The 15503-nt window shown below is 61.5% G+C and carries 14 protein-coding genes; 11 read left to right on the forward strand and 3 right to left on the reverse strand.

Annotation, left to right across the window (positions count from 1 at the left end; all coding sequences use genetic code 11):
* Window positions 1–51: 51 nt before the first annotated feature.
* On the reverse strand, window positions 52–1107 hold the full coding sequence (gene bioB, locus A7K61_RS08635) for a biotin synthase BioB (RefSeq protein ID WP_014720209.1): 1056 nt from the start codon (window positions 1105–1107) through the stop codon (window positions 52–54).
* A gap of 92 nt (window positions 1108–1199) precedes the next feature.
* Between bioB and A7K61_RS08640 the strand changes: the two genes are divergently transcribed.
* The 5 genes from A7K61_RS08640 (at window position 1200) to rarD (ending at window position 6949) form a co-directional block, all read left to right on the forward strand.
* A complete protein-coding gene (locus A7K61_RS08640; protein WP_069557413.1) occupies window positions 1200–1937 on the forward strand; it encodes a ComF family protein in 738 nt (245 codons plus the stop codon).
* A 58-nt stretch (window positions 1938–1995) separates the two neighbouring features.
* Window positions 1996–2760, forward strand: coding sequence for a TOBE domain-containing protein (locus tag A7K61_RS08645; protein ID WP_069557414.1), 765 nt, complete (start codon window positions 1996–1998; stop codon window positions 2758–2760).
* A gap of 79 nt (window positions 2761–2839) precedes the next feature.
* Window positions 2840–4738 carry a PhoX family phosphatase gene (locus tag A7K61_RS08650; protein ID WP_069557415.1) on the forward strand — a complete coding sequence of 633 codons (1899 nt, stop codon included), beginning with the start codon at window positions 2840–2842 and terminating at the stop codon, window positions 4736–4738.
* Between the two features lie 161 nt (window positions 4739–4899).
* Window positions 4900–5874: a serine/threonine protein kinase gene (locus A7K61_RS08655; RefSeq protein WP_003194811.1), complete on the forward strand. Its 975-nt coding sequence runs from the start codon at window positions 4900–4902 to the stop codon at window positions 5872–5874.
* 190 nt (window positions 5875–6064) lie between these two features.
* A complete protein-coding gene (gene rarD / locus A7K61_RS08660) occupies window positions 6065–6949 on the forward strand; it encodes an EamA family transporter RarD (RefSeq protein WP_044271758.1) in 885 nt (294 codons plus the stop codon).
* 222 nt (window positions 6950–7171) lie between these two features.
* On the opposite strand, the gene A7K61_RS08665 is transcribed toward rarD, so the two are convergent.
* Window positions 7172–7684 (reverse strand): glycine cleavage system protein R, encoded by a 513-nt coding sequence (locus A7K61_RS08665; RefSeq protein ID WP_044271762.1) that lies wholly within the window; start codon window positions 7682–7684, stop codon window positions 7172–7174.
* Here A7K61_RS08665 and A7K61_RS32295 point away from each other — a divergent pair.
* Complete coding sequence (locus A7K61_RS32295; protein WP_139129473.1) at window positions 7683–7907, forward strand: hypothetical protein; 225 nt, start codon at window positions 7683–7685, stop codon at window positions 7905–7907. The two genes, A7K61_RS08665 and A7K61_RS32295, sit on opposite strands and share 2 nt — an antisense overlap.
* Window positions 7908–8046: 139 nt before the next feature.
* Entirely contained in the window at window positions 8047–10224 is a 2178-nt protein-coding gene (locus tag A7K61_RS08670) for a malate synthase G (protein ID WP_069557416.1), read from the forward strand.
* A 172-nt stretch (window positions 10225–10396) separates the two neighbouring features.
* Here A7K61_RS08670 and A7K61_RS08675 read toward each other — a convergent pair whose 3' ends face one another.
* Window positions 10397–10843 (reverse strand): response regulator, encoded by a 447-nt coding sequence (locus A7K61_RS08675; protein ID WP_044271766.1) that lies wholly within the window; start codon window positions 10841–10843, stop codon window positions 10397–10399.
* A 246-nt stretch (window positions 10844–11089) separates the two neighbouring features.
* Here A7K61_RS08675 and A7K61_RS08680 point away from each other — a divergent pair, with 246 nt between their 5' ends.
* The 4 genes from A7K61_RS08680 (at window position 11090) to A7K61_RS08695 (ending at window position 15300) form a co-directional block, all read left to right on the forward strand.
* Complete coding sequence (locus A7K61_RS08680; RefSeq protein WP_044272105.1) at window positions 11090–13012, forward strand: putative nucleotidyltransferase substrate binding domain-containing protein; 1923 nt, start codon at window positions 11090–11092, stop codon at window positions 13010–13012.
* Window positions 13009–13716 (forward strand): PolC-type DNA polymerase III, encoded by a 708-nt coding sequence (locus A7K61_RS08685; protein WP_044271768.1) that lies wholly within the window; start codon window positions 13009–13011, stop codon window positions 13714–13716. Before A7K61_RS08680 ends, A7K61_RS08685 begins: the two co-directional genes overlap by 4 nt.
* A 100-nt stretch (window positions 13717–13816) precedes the next feature.
* On the forward strand, window positions 13817–14335 hold the full coding sequence (locus A7K61_RS08690) for an RNA polymerase sigma factor (RefSeq protein WP_003194824.1): 519 nt from the start codon (window positions 13817–13819) through the stop codon (window positions 14333–14335).
* Window positions 14332–15300: a FecR domain-containing protein gene (locus A7K61_RS08695; protein WP_069557417.1), complete on the forward strand. Its 969-nt coding sequence runs from the start codon at window positions 14332–14334 to the stop codon at window positions 15298–15300. The genes A7K61_RS08690 and A7K61_RS08695 overlap by 4 nt, the downstream gene beginning before the upstream one ends.
* Window positions 15301–15503: the final 203 nt, after the last annotated feature.

The raw sequence follows: 15503 nt of genomic DNA on the forward strand, positions 1-15503 counted from the left end.
CCGTCACCGCAGGCAAGCCAGCTCCTACACTGGGATGCATTCCAAAGGTGGTTACACCACAGCGTTGTAGAACTGCTCGCTGCTCTTTTGCTCCACCAACGCCTGCTCGATCGCCGCCTGGTGCACTTCGTCGGCATGCTCTTCACGGGCTTCGGGCAAGATGCCCAGGCGTGCGAACAGTTGCATGTCTTTGTCAGCCTGGGGGTTGGCGGTGGTCAGCAGTTTGTCGCCGTAGAAGATCGAGTTGGCGCCGGCAAAAAACGCCAGGGCCTGCATTTGCTCGTTCATGGCTTCGCGGCCGGCCGACAGGCGCACGTGGGACTGCGGCATCAGGATGCGCGCCACCGCCAACATGCGGATGAAATCGAAGGGGTCGATGTCATCGGCGTTTTCCAACGGCGTACCCGCTACCTTCACCAGCATGTTGATCGGTACCGATTCCGGATGCTCCGGCAGGTTGGCCAGTTGGATCAGCAAGTTGGCGCGGTCATCGAGAGATTCGCCCATGCCGAGGATGCCGCCCGAGCAGATCTTCATCCCCGAATCACGCACATACGCCAGGGTTTGCAGGCGCTCGCTGTAGGTGCGGGTGGTGATGATCGAGCCGTAGAACTCCGGCGACGTGTCGAGGTTGTGGTTGTAGTAGTCCAGGCCGGCCTGGGCCAGGGCTTCGGTCTGGTCCTGGTCGAGGCGACCGAGGGTCATGCAGGTTTCCAGGCCCATGGCCTTCACGCCTTTGACCATTTCCAGCACGTAGGGCATGTCTTTGGCCGATGGGTGTTTCCACGCCGCGCCCATGCAGAAACGCGTCGAACCGATGGCCTTGGCGCGAGCGGCCTCCTCGAGGACCTTCTGCACCTCCATCAGCTTCTCTTTTTCCAGGCCAGTGTTGTAGTGGCCTGACTGCGGACAATATTTGCAATCTTCCGGGCAGGCGCCGGTCTTGATCGACAGCAGGGTCGAGACCTGCACGCGGTTGGCGTCGAAATGCGCGCGGTGCACGGTCTGCGCCTGGAACAACAGATCGTTGAAGGGCTGCACGAACAGGGCTTTGACTTCAGCTAAAGACCAATCGTGACGCAGGGTGGCAGAGGTGCTGGCGCTCATGGGCGATTCCTTGATTATGCTTTGGCAAGCGCTGTGGGTAGGGCAATACCCACAGGCACGACACGGATGCTCGGCATATTTAAGGAAGATTCATGCACTGTCAACCTGAGTACAAGCACCAAGTTTACATCTGGTCAAAAAGCATACAGCCCTGTCTGATTTGCGATGAGAGCACCGAATCAGCCGAGGCCGTGTGCAGCGCCTGCGAAACAGAGTTGCCATGGCTGATGGAACAATGCGAGCGCTGCGCACTGCCCTTGCCCATGGAGGGGTTGATCTGCGGTCAGTGCCAAAAACAGCCTCCGGCCTTTCACCAAGTGGTCGCGCCATGGACCTACAGTTTTCCCGTGGATACCCTGGTCAGCCGCTTCAAGCATCAGGCGCGTTGGCCGCTGGGGCATCTGTTGGCGCGCCTGCTGGGGCAGCACTTGCAACATCGCCTCGATAACGCCGAACTGGAGCGCCCCGACTGCCTGCTGCCCGTGCCCATGGCGCGTAAACGCCTGCGCGAACGCGGCTTTAATCAAGCGTTGATGCTGGCCCGCTGGCTCAGTCACGCCCTAGATATTCCCGTTGATGAACATGCGCTGCTGCGCCCCCATGAAACCGTGGCGCAGCAAGACCTCGATGCCAAGACCCGCAAACGCAACCTGCTCAACGCCTTCGCCCTGGCCCCCGGCATCCAGGTTGCCGGGCAACATCTGGCGCTGGTAGACGACGTCCTCACCACCGGCGCCACGGCCCACAGCCTGGCGCGCTTGTTGATAAACGCCGGCGCCCGCCAGGTGGACGTTTATTGCCTGGCCCGTACGCCCAAGCCCGGCAGCTGACTTGACTCCCCCGCGCCAGCGCGGCAACGTCGGCGCATCTCACCCAAGCGTATCTGCCATGTCTGTGCCCAGCCCTCTCAACCAACACATCATCCGCCGCCCTCAGCGTATTGCCTTGCTGGGGCACATCGCCGAGCAGGGTTCCATCACCCGTGCGGCCAAGAGTGCCGGGTTGAGTTACAAGGCCGCCTGGGACGCCATTGACGAGTTGAACAACCTGGCGCAAAAACCGCTGGTGCAACGCAGCGTCGGCGGCAAGGGCGGTGGCGGCGCCAAACTGACGCAAGAAGGTGAGCGGGTGCTGCGCCTTTATCAGCGTCTGCAACTGCTTCAGGCCGAGATCCTTGGCTCGGACGAAGCGGCCAGCGACTTCAACCTGCTGGGCCGCTTGATGCTGCGCACCAGCGCGCGCAACCAGTTGCACGGCCAAGTCAGCGCCATAGAGAGCCATGGCCACAACGACATGATCCGCCTGCAATTGGCTGGCGGCCTGCATCTGGATGCACAGATCACCCACGACAGCACCCTGCGCCTGGAACTGCAGACTGGTGTGGAAGTGGTCGCGCTGATCAAGGCCGGATGGCTTGAATTATTGGCGGAGGGGCAAACCGAAACACTTGGACACAATTGCATGAGCGGTGTGATCGAGACCATTCTCGCCGCCGAAGACGGCCCCAGCGAGGTGCGTATCGCCCTGCCCAACGGCCAAGTGTTGTGCGCACTGGCGCAGCCCGTCGCACTCAAGGCCATCGACGCAGCGCAGGGCCAGCCGATCCGCGTGCAGTTCGCACCCAGCCATGTGTTGCTCGGCACCCCGGTGTAACGGGCCCGCGTCTTCAAGCTGCAACAATTCGGTCACAAGCGCTGCTTAAGGTGTCTGCAAAAACCTTAAGGAGCCTGTGATGAGCCTATTAGAAGAAAACCAAGCCACCGACCTTGAACAGATGGTGGGCCTGACCCGCCGTCGCTTTATCGGCGCAGGCGCCTTGTGCGGCGCCGCGATGTTCCTCGGCGGTAACCTGCTGAGCCGTAGCGCCCTGGCGGTGAATGCCGCTTCCGCCAGCCCGCTGCTGGGGTTCACCAGCATCGCCGCCGCCACCAGCGACACCATCACCCTGCCACCGGGCTACAGCGCTTCGGTGCTGATCAGTTGGGGCCAGCCCCTGCACAAGCACGCCCCAGCCTTCGACCCGTCCGGCCATGGCACCGCCAAGGCCCAGGAACAACAGTTCGGCGACAACAACGACGGCATGAGCCTGTTTCCATTCTCCGGCGACGACAACCGCGCGCTGATGGCGATCAACAACGAATACACCAACTACCGCTACCTCTACGCCCACGGCGGCGCGCCGCAATCGGCCGAAGACGTGCGTAAGGCCCTGGCCAGCGAAGGCGTGTCGGTGATCGAAGTACGCCGCCAGGGTGACACTTGGCAGTTCGTCCAGGACTCGCGCTACAACCGACGCATCCACGGCAATTCACCGCTCCGCTTGAGTGGCCCTGCTGCCGGCCATGATTGGCTGAAAACCAGCGCCGACAAGAGCGGCAAAAAAGTCCTCGGCACGTTCCAGAACTGCGCTAACGGCAAGACCCCGTGGGGCACTTACCTGACCTGCGAAGAAAACTTCACCGATTGCTTTGGCAGCAGCAACCCGCAGCAAACCTTCGACGCCGGGCAGAAGCGCTACGGCGTGGTGGCCGCCAGCAAGGACATCAACTGGCATCAGCACGACCCGCGCTTTGACATGGCCAAGAACCCCAACGAACTCAATCGCCATGGCTGGGTGGTGGAAATCGACCCGTTCGATCCGCAATCCACCCCGGTCAAGCGCACGGCCCTGGGCCGCTTCAAGCACGAGAACGCAGCCCTCGCCGAAACCCGTGACGGCCGCGCCGTGGTGTACATGGGCGACGATGAGCGTGGTGAATTCATCTACAAGTTCGTCAGCCGCGACCAGATCAACCACAACAACCCCAAGGCCAACAAAGACCTGCTCGACCACGGCACCTTGTACGTGGCGATCTTCGACGCGGGCGACGGCAACGCCGACCACCCCAAGGGCAAAGGCCAGTGGGTTGAACTCACCCATGGCAAAAACGGCATCGACGCCAGCAGCGGGTTCGCCAACCAGGCCGAGGTGCTGATTCACGCGCGCCTGGCCGCCAGCGTGGTGAAAGCCACACGCATGGACCGCCCGGAATGGATCGTGGTCAGCCCCACCGACGGCCAGGTCTACTGCACCCTGACCAACAACGCCAAGCGCGGCGAAGAGGGCCAGCCGGTGGGCGGCCCCAACCCACGGGAGAAGAACGTCTACGGCCAGATCCTGCGCTGGAAAGCCGACGCCGATAACCACGGTGCCACGGACTTCACTTGGGACCTGTTCGTGGTGGCCGGCAACCCCGGCGTACATGCCGGCAACCCCAAGGGCGGCTCGTCCAACATCAACCCGCAAAACATGTTCAACAGCCCCGACGGCCTGGGCTTCGACAAAGCCGGGCGCCTGTGGATCCTCACCGATGGCGACTACAGCAACGCCGGCGACTTTGCGGGCATGGGCAATAACCAGATGCTGTGTGCCGACCCGAGCACCGGTGAAATCCGTCGTTTCATGGTGGGACCGGTGGCGTGTGAAGTGACGGGGATCAGTTTTTCGCCGGACCAGAAGACGCTGTTCGTGGGCATTCAACACCCGGGTGAAACCGGTGGCTCGACCTGGCCGGAACACCTGCCCAACGGCAAGCCGCGCTCCTCGGTGATGGCGATTCGGCGGGATGACGGCGGGATCGTAGGCGCCTGATAGACCGCTATCGCAGGCAAGCCAGCTCCCACACCTCGATGTGTAAATACATGCCAGTGTGGGAGCTGGCTTGCCTGCGAAGGCGTCCGCACAGCCACCGCCTATCTATGCTGTTACCATACCCGGCCGGACGCGGCGCCCTGCTGCGCGCAGGAGTTCGCATGGCCCACCCGTTTGAAACACTCACCCCAGACCTGGTGCTCGACGCCGTCGAAAGCATCGGTTTCCTCAGCGACGCGCGAGTTCTGGCGCTCAACAGCTACGAAAACCGTGTGTACCAAGTGGGCATCGAAGACGCCGAACCACTGATCGCCAAGTTCTATCGCCCCCAGCGCTGGACCAACGAGGCGATCCTGGAAGAACACCGCTTCACCTTCGAACTGGCCGAGTGCGATGTACCGGTGGTCGCCCCGTTGGTCCACAACGGCGAGAGCCTGTTCGAACACGCAGGTTTCCGCTTCACCCTGTTCCCCCGCCGTGGCGGCCGCGCGCCGGAGCCTGGCAACCTCGATCAGCTTTATCGGCTTGGGCAACTGCTCGGTCGTTTGCACGCGGTGGGCTCCACCCGCCCGTTCGAACACCGCGAAGCCCTGGGGGTGAAGAATTTCGGTCACGACTCCCTTACCACCCTGCTTGAAGGCAACTTCATTCCCAAAAGCCTGTTGCCGGCCTATGAGTCCGTAGCCCGCGACCTACTCAAGCGTGTGGAAGAGGTTTACAAGGCCACGCCGCACAAGAACATCCGCATGCACGGTGACTGCCACCCCGGCAACATGATGTGCCGCGACGAAATGTTCCATATTGTCGACCTGGACGACTGCCGCATGGGCCCGGCGGTGCAAGACCTGTGGATGATGCTGGCTGGCGACCGCCAGGAATGCCTCGGCCAGCTCTCGGAGCTGATGGATGGCTACCAGGAATTCCACGACTTCGACCCGCGCGAACTGGCGCTGATCGAACCGCTGCGCGCCCTGCGCCTGATGCACTACAGTGCCTGGCTGGCGCGACGCTGGGACGACCCCGCATTCCCCCATAGCTTTCCGTGGTTTGGCAGCGAGCGGTATTGGGGCGACCAGGTGCTGGCATTGCGCGAGCAACTGTCGGCGCTCAATGAAGAACCGCTGAAGCTCTTCTGAACAACACGACGCTCTCCTGTAGGAGCGAGCTTGCTCGCGAAAAACCCGAGAGCGCCATTGGGTGACAGGCCTGCCGCATTATCGTTGACGATCTTCGCGAGCAAGCGCGCTCCTACAAAAAGCGGCGCCCATTGTCTGACAAATATCCTTACAATTGCGCTTTGTTAGCTGCCTAAGCAAGGATTCTGCAATGCAAGCCGCCAACCCTCGCAAGGGGTACATCCTGGGCCTGAGCGCCTATGTCATCTGGGGTCTGTTCCCGCTCTACTTCAAAGCCATCGCCAGCGTGCCTGCCGCCGAGATCATCGTGCACCGTGTGTTGTGGTCGGCACTGTTCGGTGGGCTGTTGCTGATGGTGTGGAAACACCCCGGCTGGTTTCGCGAGCTGCGCGACAACCCCAAGCGCCTGGCGATCCTGGCCCTCAGTGGTTCGTTGATCGCCGCTAACTGGCTGACCTATGTGTGGTCGGTAAACACCGGGCGCATGCTCGAAGCGAGCCTGGGTTACTACATCAACCCGCTGGTAAATGTGCTGCTGGGCATGCTGATCCTCGGCGAGCGCCTGCGCCGTTTGCAATGGGTGGCTGTCGGGTTGGCTGCGGCGGGCGTGGCGCAGCAGGTGTGGCAGGTTGGTAGCCTGCCGTGGGTGTCGCTGGCGCTGGCGCTGACGTTCGGTTTCTACGGTTTGATCCGTAAGCAGGCGCCGGTCAAGGCGCTGCCAGGGCTGGTGGTGGAAACCTGGATGCTGGTACCCATTGCCATCGCCTGGTTGCTGTTCAACCCGACCGCCCACAGCGCGCAACTGGCGTTCTGGAGCACCTCCGAGGCCTGGTGGCTGGTGGCCGCAGGCCCGGTGACGCTGATTCCCCTGGTGTGCTTCAACGCCGCTGCACGGCATTTACCCTACACCGCCCTGGGCTTTTTGCAGTACGTGGCGCCGACGCTGGTGTTGCTCGAAGCCGTGCTGTTGTTCGGTGAACACCTGGCGCCGAGCACGTTGATCGCCTTCGCCTTTATCTGGGCCGGGCTGGTGGTGTACAGCCTGGATGCCTGGATGACCGTGCGCAAACGCTGATCAAATAACGTACAAACCTCTGCAAGCCACAGCATTCGTGGCTTGCAGCGTTCCACCCCAAGGTTATCCACAACCTGATCCCCGCCATTTGTGCACAAGCCCTTGAAACTGCTCGTTTTTTGCTCAACTTGCGCAGATGCCCGGCGGGCGTGGCCTGGCGTCGGGTCTCTACAGGTTATCCACAGGCCCATGCAAGATTTCGATGCATAACCCTGTGGATCGTTACTCCTCCTGACGTAACTCCACCATCAAGTCATCGGCCAAGGTTTCCAAAGCCTCTTGCAAGGTTTCCAACGACAGCGTGGCCGGCACTTGCAACAACGCCTCGGCGTTGAACAGCGGATCACCACTCATGGGCGCCGGGCGCACATCGGTGCTCAGGCGTTCCAGGTTGACACCCTGCTGGCTCAACAGCGCGGTGATCTCGCGCACGATGCCCGAGCGATCATTGCCCACCAGGGTCATCAGGATCGGCTTGGACGCCGATGCCTGGCCGCTGCTGCCCTCACCCACCAACACGCGAATGCCGTGGGTGGATAAATCCTCCAACGATCCCACCAATGCCTGGCGCTGCTCGCTCGGCACACTGACCCGCAGAATCCCGGCAAACTGCCCGGCCATGTGCGCCATGCGGCTTTCCAGCCAGTTACCACCATGGCTGGCAATGTTCTGCGCGATGCGTTCAACCAGGCCGGGTTTGTCGGCGGCGATAATAGTGAGTACAAGATGGTCCATGGCGAAATACCTCGGTGCTATTCCTGTAGGAGCGAGCTTGCTCGCGAAGGTCGTCAACGATAACGCGAAAAAACTGACACTTGCGGTGCTCTCAGGTTTTTCGCGAGCAAGCTCGCTCCTACAAGGTGGACGCGCGGTCGCTCGAAGACAAATCGTGTACCATTTTGATATTTATCTGGAACAATCTAATAGTTTTTTGAGAACATCCGGTTCTCCGCTGTGACCGTACGACCAAAGTGGGTCGCTAAACGACGTATTTAGTCTAATTTTCACAACCGCAAGTCATCATGTAGTATGCCCAACCGTGCACTACATAATGAAAATCTGAAAAAGCGCATAAGCTCCGCAGAGTGAGGCAAGCAATGACTGAACACGTTCAAGTCGGTGGCCTGCAGGTCGCCAAAGTCCTGTTCGACTTCGTGAACAACGAAGCCATTCCCGGTACCGGCATCACTGCCGACCAGTTCTGGGCCGGTGCCGACAAGGTCATCCATGACCTGGCCCCGAAGAACAAAGCCCTACTCGCCAAACGCGACGACTTCCAGGCGCGGATCGATACCTGGCACCAGACCCACGCAGGCCAGGCCCATGACCCGGTGGCCTACAAAGCCTTCCTGCAAGACATCGGCTACCTGCTGCCAGAAGCCGCAGACTTCCAGGCCTCGACCCAAAACGTCGATGACGAGATCGCACGCATGGCCGGCCCACAGCTGGTCGTGCCGGTGATGAATGCCCGTTTCGCCCTCAATGCCTCGAATGCGCGCTGGGGCTCGCTGTACGACGCGCTGTATGGCACCGACGCCATCAGCGAAGCCAACGGCGCCGAGAAGGGCAAGGGCTACAACAAAGTACGTGGCGACAAGGTCATTGCCTTCGCCCGCGCCTTCCTCGACGAAGCCGCACCGCTCAGCGCCGGCAGCCACGTCGATTCCACCGGCTACAAGATCGTCGATGGCAAGCTGATCGTCAGCCTCAAAGGCGGCAGCAACAGCGGCCTGCGTGACGATGCCCAGTTGATCGGTTTCCAGGGCCCTGCGGCCGAGCCGATTGCAATCTTGCTCAAGCACAATGGCCTGCACTTCGAAATCCAGATCGACGCCAGCACCCCAGTCGGCCAGACCGACGCTGCCGGCGTCAAAGACGTGCTGATGGAAGCCGCGCTGACCACCATCATGGACTGCGAAGACTCCGTCGCCGCCGTGGATGCCGATGACAAAGTGGTGATCTACCGCAACTGGCTCGGCCTGATGAAGGGCGACCTGGCCGAAGAAGTGGCCAAGGTTGGCCAGACCTTCACCCGCACCATGAACCCTGACCGCGTCTACACCGGCGTGGATGGCAGCGACGTGACCCTGCACGGCCGTTCGCTGTTGTTCGTGCGCAACGTTGGCCACTTGATGACCATCGACGCCATCCTCGATAAAGACGGCAACGAAGTGCCCGAAGGCATCCTCGACGGCCTGATCACCAGCCTGGCGGCGATCCACAGCCTCAACGGCAACAACACCCGCAAGAACAGCCGCACTGGTTCTGTGTACATCGTGAAACCGAAGATGCACGGCCCGGAAGAAGCCGCGTTCACCAACGAACTGTTCGGTCGCATCGAAGAGGTGCTGAACCTGGCGCGCAACACCCTCAAGGTCGGGATCATGGACGAGGAGCGCCGCACCACGGTCAACCTCAAGGCCTGCATCAAGGCGGCCAGCGAGCGTGTGGTGTTTATCAACACCGGTTTCCTCGACCGCACCGGCGATGAAATCCACACCTCCATGGAAGCCGGCGCGATGGTGCGCAAGGCGGCCATGAAGGCAGAAAAATGGATCGGCGCCTATGAGAACTGGAACGTCGATATCGGCCTGAGCACTGGCCTGCAAGGTCGTGCACAGATCGGTAAGGGCATGTGGGCCATGCCCGACCTGATGGCAGCGATGCTCGAACAGAAAATCGCTCACCCACTGGCCGGCGCCAACACCGCCTGGGTACCTTCGCCAACCGCCGCGGCCTTGCATGCGTTGCACTATCACAAGGTCGATGTGTTTGCCCGCCAGGCCGAACTGGCCAAGCGCGAGCGCGCCTCGGTGGACGATATCCTCACCATTCCTTTGGCCAGCAACACCGATTGGTCCGAAGAAGAGATCCGCAACGAACTGGACAACAACGCCCAGGGCATCCTTGGCTATGTGGTGCGCTGGATCGACCAGGGTGTGGGCTGCTCCAAAGTGCCGGACATCAACGATGTCGGCCTGATGGAAGACCGCGCCACCCTGCGTATTTCCAGCCAGCACATCGCCAACTGGCTGCGCCACGGCATCGTCAACGAAGCCCAAGTGATGGAAAGCCTCAAGCGCATGGCGCCGGTGGTAGACCGTCAGAATGCCGGGGATGCGTTGTACCGCCCACTGGCTCCGGATTTCGACAGCAACATCGCGTTCCAGGCAGCGGTGGAGTTGGTGATTGAAGGGACCAAGCAGCCTAATGGCTATACCGAGCCGGTGTTGCACCGCAGGCGTCGGGAGTTCAAGGCCAAGAACGGCCTGTAAATGAAAAAAGCCCTGATCGAAAGATCGGGGCTTTTTAGTTCTTAGGTCGAATGTACTGACGCCTTCGCGAGCAAGCCCGCTCCCACATTTGACTGCATTCAGTCGGGTAAGAATGCGGTCGAATGTGGGAGCGGGCTTGCTTGCGAAGAGGCCATCACACTCACCACAAGAATCAGGCAACCATCCCCAACTCCCGCTTCACCAACTTCGCCAACTTCACGCTATCAATCGGCTTGAGCAAGAAATCCACCACGCTCAAATGCATCGCATCAATCACATCCGGCGCTTCCGCGTCCCCCGACATGATGATGATCGGCAACGCCGCACGGGTGGACTCACGCACCTGGCGGATCAATTCCAGGCCATTGCTGGGCGCCATGCGCAGGTCGGTGATCAACAAACCGATGGAACTGTGCGTCTTCAACAACTCCCACGCTGCCTCGCCACTTTCGGCTGTCATGCAGCGAATACCGTCGAGCCCAAGGATTTCCGCCAACAGTTCACGCGCGTCCTTGTCGTCGTCCACGATCAATACGCGTTGGGGGGGTAAGTCGGGCTCCAGCATCACGGCGCTCAGCGCCTCGCGCTCGGCATCACTCAAAATATCGTGGTCGGACATACGTTTCTCAGCAGTTCTCATCAATCTCCCAGCACACTCGTCAGACATCTGCGGAAGGGCGATCAATGTGCACTTCGTCGGAAAGTTTGCCTAGTGGGCGTTCTACGGGTTTTGGACGATTGTCATGTAAGGTTTTTCCCTAGTTTTGCGCGGTATTCCTCGACCTAGACTTACGTCCAATGGGCACCCACCTCGCAGGAGTCGACCATGCAGCACGATAACGACAAAAACACTGCGGTCACTGTTATGAGTAAAGCTGATGCATTCGCACAGGCGGGTAAAACCGCGGTGTTGCAGAACATCCACGGCACCCTGCAATTCCTGCAACGCTTCCCGCCGTTCAACCAGATGGAACAGGCGCACCTGGCCTTCCTGGTGGAACAGTGCCAGCTGCGTTTCTACGGCCCTGGCGACAGCATCCTCAAACCGTCGGGCGGCCCGGTCGAGCATTTTTATATCGTCAAACAGGGGCGGGTCGTGGGCGAGCGCCCAGACTCGGCGGACACCACCTTTGAAATCGCCACCGGCGAATGCTTCCCCCTCGCCGCCTTGCTGGGTGAACGCGCGACCCGCACAGAACACAAAGCCGCTGAAGACACCTTTTGCCTGCAACTGAACAAGCCGGCCTTTATCAAGCTGTTCGCGCTGTCCAGCCCGTTTCGTGATTTCGCCTTGCGCGGGGTCAGCAGCCTGCTCGACCAGGTCAACCAGCAGGTACAGCAAAAAGCCGTGGAAACCCTCGGCACCCAATACTCCTTGAATACCCGCCTGGGTGAATTGGCCATGCGCCACCCGGTCACCTGCAGCCCGCACACGCCGTTGCGCGAAGCGGTGACCTTGATGCACGAACAGCAGGTCGGCAGCATTGTGATCGTCAACGAACACAAGGCGCCCCTGGGCATCTTCACCCTGCGCGATCTGCGCCAGGTGGTCGCCGATGGCACCAGCGACTTCAGCCAGAGCATTGCCGGGCACATGACCCAGGCACCGTTTTACTTGAGCCCGGAGCACAGCGCATTCGACGCAGCTATCGCCATGACCGAGCGGCATATCGCCCATGTGTGCCTGGTGCAAGACCAGCGCCTGTGTGGCGTGGTCTCCGAGCGTGACTTGTTCTCCCTGCAGCGCGTGGACCTGGTGCACCTGGCCCGCACCATCCGCAACGCCCCCCGGGTGGAAAACCTGGTGGCGATTCGCGGTGAAATCGGCCAGTTGGTGGAGCGCATGCTCGCCCATGGCGCGTCGTCCACCCAGATCACCCACATCATCACGCTGCTCAACGACCACACCGTGTGCCGGGTGATCGAGCTGACCCTCGCGGAAAAAGGCGACCCCGGCGTGCCTTTCAGTTGGCTGTGTTTTGGCAGCGAAGGCCGCCGCGAACAAACGCTGTACACCGACCAGGACAACGGCATCCTGTTCGAGGCCAAGGACGCCGTCGAAGCCGCCGACTTTCGTGGCCGCTTGCTGCCTCTGGCGCAGCACATCAACCAAAGCCTGGCGCTGTGCGGCTTCAGCCTGTGCAAGGGCAATATCATGGCCGGCAACCCCGAGCTGTGCTTGTCCCGCGTGGAGTGGGCGCGGCGCTTCGGCGCGTTCATTCGTGAGGCGACGCCAGAAAACCTGCTGGGCTCAAGCATCTATTTTGACTTGCGCGTGGTGTGGGGCGACGAGCGCGGTTGCGAGCAACTGCGCCAGGGCATTCTCGATCAGGTGGCGGATAACCGCTTGTTCCAACGTATGTTGGCCGAGAACGCACTGCTACGACGCCCGCCGGTGGGGCGTTTTCGCGAGTTCGTGCTGACCCGCAAAAATGGCGAAAAAGCCACCCTCGACCTCAAGGTGCAGGGCCTCACGCCCTTTGTAGACGGCGCGCGCCTGTTGGCCCTGGCCCATGGCATCCACGCCAACAACACCCTGGAACGCCTGCGCCAATTGGTGGACAAGGCCGTGATCGAGCCCCTGGATGGCGCCGCCTATGAAGAGGCCTACCACTTTATCCAGCAGACCCGCATGCAGCAGCATCAATTGCAGACCCGCGAGAACCTGCCCTATTCCAACCGCGTCGACCCCGACAGCCTCAACCACCTGGACAGGCGCATCCTGCGTGAGTCCCTGCGCCAGGCCCAACGCCTGCAAAGCAGCCTGAGCTTGCGGTATCAGCTGTGAGTTTGTTTGGCTGGCTGCGCGCCAAAAAGCCTGGGCTCAACGCTGCGCAACAGCAGCGCCTGGAGCAGTTACCCAAGCCCGCCGAGCTGGGCAACGGCCCAATGCGCAGCCAGCGCTGGGTGGTGGTGGACCTGGAAACCAGCGGCCTGAACCTTCACCGCGACCAGGTGCTGTCGATCGGCGCCGTGGTCATCGAAGACGGTGCGGTGGATTTTTCCCAGCTGTTCGAACGCACGCTGCAACGCACCGACACCAAGCTCAGCCCCAGTGTGCTGATCCACGGGCTGGGGCCCAGTGCAATCGCCGCCGGCAGCGACCCGGCCGAAGCGTTGCTGGATTTCATGGCGTTCGTGGGCGACAGCCCTCTGCTGGCTTTTCATGCGCCGTTTGATCAACACATGCTGTGCCGGGCGCTCAAGGACAGCCTGGGGTATCGCCTGGCCCATCCATTCCTGGATGTGGCTGACCTGGCCCCGTTGTTGTGCCCAGAGGCGCATATCCGCGAGGCCGGGCTGGATGATTGGCTCAACCACTTCAGGCTACAGGCCGGCGAACGCCATCACGCCAGCGCCGATGCATTGGCGACGGCGGAGCTGATGCTGATCCTGTTCAGCCGTGCGCGGCAGCAACAGATCGACACGCCCCAGGCGCTGCAAGCGCGTTTGGCCCAATGGAAACGGCGCAAACAGGCGCCATCGTTTTAATCTCATCTCCCGACAGACGCCAATTGCGCCCACCCCACGCCTCTGCGACAATCGCGAATAATTCTCGTTAGTTTAAACCTCTTGTTTATTCGGTGATGCCTTGTCGTCGGTCCAGACCCCACGCAGTGAGCTTGTTGGTGCGTTATATCGCGACCACCGTGGCTGGCTGTTGGCTTGGCTGCGACGCAATGTGGCGTGCCCGAGTCGTGCCGAAGACCTGAGCCAGGACACCTTCATGCGCCTGCTGGGCCGTGATGAGTTGCGCGAGCCCCGCGAACCGCGGGCGTTCCTGGTGGCCATCGCCAAGGGTTTGCTGTTCGACTACTTCCGTCGTGCGGCTTTGGAGCAGGCCTACCTCACCGAATTGATGCTGATCCCGGAAAGCGAGCAGCCTTCGCCGGAAGCACAGCAACTGATCCTCGAAGACCTCAAGGCCATCGACCGCCTGCTCGGCAAACTGTCGAGCAAGGCCCGCGCCGCGTTCCTCTATAACCGCCTCGACGGCCTGGGCCACGCTGAAATCGCCCAGCGCCTGGGCGTGTCAGTGCCCCGCGTGCGCCAATACCTGGCCCAGGGCATTCGCCAGTGCTACATCGCACTGTATGGCGAGCCGTCGTGACCGCCATCGGCTCCAAACCGGTGTCGTCGCGCGTGCTGGATGCCGCGATTGCCTGGCAACTGTCCCTCGACTCGGGCGACGGCAGCGCGGTGGAACGGGAAGAGTTCAGCAAGTGGCTGGCCAGCGATGAGGAACATGCGCGCGCCTGGCGCCAGTTGGGCATGCTCGACCAGCGTTTCAGCGTGGCCTCGGGCCCGGCCCGGGCGGCGCTGCTGCAGTCGCGCCACGGCATTCGCCAGCGCGTGCGCAAACTGGGCCGGGGCCTGGCCAGTATCGTGCTGGTGTGCGGCCTGGCGCTGTTTGCCGGTGAGCGTTACGTACCTATCCACTATTGGCTGGCCGACCAGCGCACTGCTACCGGTGAGCAGCGCACGCTGAAGCTGGCGGACGGCACGCGAATAAACCTCAACACCCACAGCGCCATTGATGTGCGCTTCGACGAAACACGCCGTTTGATCGTGTTGCAGGCAGGCGAAATTCTCGTCGAGACCGGCCACGACGATTCACGCCCGTTCTACGTGCAAACCCGCGACGGCAGCCTGCGGGCGCTGGGTACCCGGTTTATCGTCAAACGCGAAGACGATGCCACGCGCCTGAGTGTGTTGCAGTCAGCCGTGGCCGCCCAGCCCGAGGCGTTGCAACAGGAACAGGTGTTCAAGGCGGGCCAGCAGGTGCTGATGCGCAGCGACGGCCTTGGCCCGCTGCTGGCCGTCACCCCGGCAACCGATGCCTGGACCCGCGGCATGCTGGTGGTCGACAACGCCCGGCTGGGGGATGTGATCGGGGAATTGGCGCGCTATCGCACCGGCTACCTGGGTGTGGATAAGTCCGTGGCCGACCTGCGCATCACCGGCAGTTTCCCGCTGCACGACACCACGTTGGCATTGAATGCGCTGTTGCCGACCTTGCCGGTGCAGATCGCGCAGCACACGCCGTGGTGGGTGACCGTCAAGGGTAAGCCTTAGGTCCTGCAGTGCCTGGGCGATTGCTATCGCAGGCAAGCCAGCTCCCACATTTTGAACTGCGAACACCATCAACTGTGGGAGCTGGCTTGCCTGCGATGAGCATAGGTATCTACACAACTTTGTAGCCTGTAGCTGCCGACGGTAACCACGATGCGAAGCGAGTCGCTCTTGATCTTGATCTGCTTTTGATCTTAGGCGCCCCG

This window comes from Pseudomonas sp. AP42 (assembly GCF_001728935.1).
In the GTDB taxonomy this organism is placed as follows: Bacteria; Pseudomonadota; Gammaproteobacteria; order Pseudomonadales; family Pseudomonadaceae; genus Aquipseudomonas; species Aquipseudomonas lactis.

Excerpts from the sequence above, each read along its gene's own strand:
- bioB (WP_014720209.1), bottom strand. The coding sequence starts at position 1,107 with ATGAGCGCCAGCACCTCTGCCACCCTGCGTCACGATTGGTCTTTAGCT.
- A7K61_RS08640 (WP_069557413.1), top strand. The coding sequence starts at position 1,200 with ATGCACTGTCAACCTGAGTACAAGCACCAAGTTTACATCTGGTCAAAA.
- A7K61_RS08645 (WP_069557414.1), top strand. The coding sequence starts at position 1,996 with ATGTCTGTGCCCAGCCCTCTCAACCAACACATCATCCGCCGCCCTCAG.
- A7K61_RS08650 (WP_069557415.1), top strand. The coding sequence starts at position 2,840 with ATGAGCCTATTAGAAGAAAACCAAGCCACCGACCTTGAACAGATGGTG.
- A7K61_RS08655 (WP_003194811.1), top strand. The coding sequence starts at position 4,900 with ATGGCCCACCCGTTTGAAACACTCACCCCAGACCTGGTGCTCGACGCC.
- rarD (WP_044271758.1), top strand. The coding sequence starts at position 6,065 with ATGCAAGCCGCCAACCCTCGCAAGGGGTACATCCTGGGCCTGAGCGCC.
- A7K61_RS32295 (WP_139129473.1), top strand. The coding sequence starts at position 7,683 with ATGGCGAAATACCTCGGTGCTATTCCTGTAGGAGCGAGCTTGCTCGCG.
- A7K61_RS08665 (WP_044271762.1), bottom strand. The coding sequence starts at position 7,684 with ATGGACCATCTTGTACTCACTATTATCGCCGCCGACAAACCCGGCCTG.
- A7K61_RS08670 (WP_069557416.1), top strand. The coding sequence starts at position 8,047 with ATGACTGAACACGTTCAAGTCGGTGGCCTGCAGGTCGCCAAAGTCCTG.
- A7K61_RS08675 (WP_044271766.1), bottom strand. The coding sequence starts at position 10,843 with ATGTCCGACCACGATATTTTGAGTGATGCCGAGCGCGAGGCGCTGAGC.
- A7K61_RS08680 (WP_044272105.1), top strand. The coding sequence starts at position 11,090 with ATGAGTAAAGCTGATGCATTCGCACAGGCGGGTAAAACCGCGGTGTTG.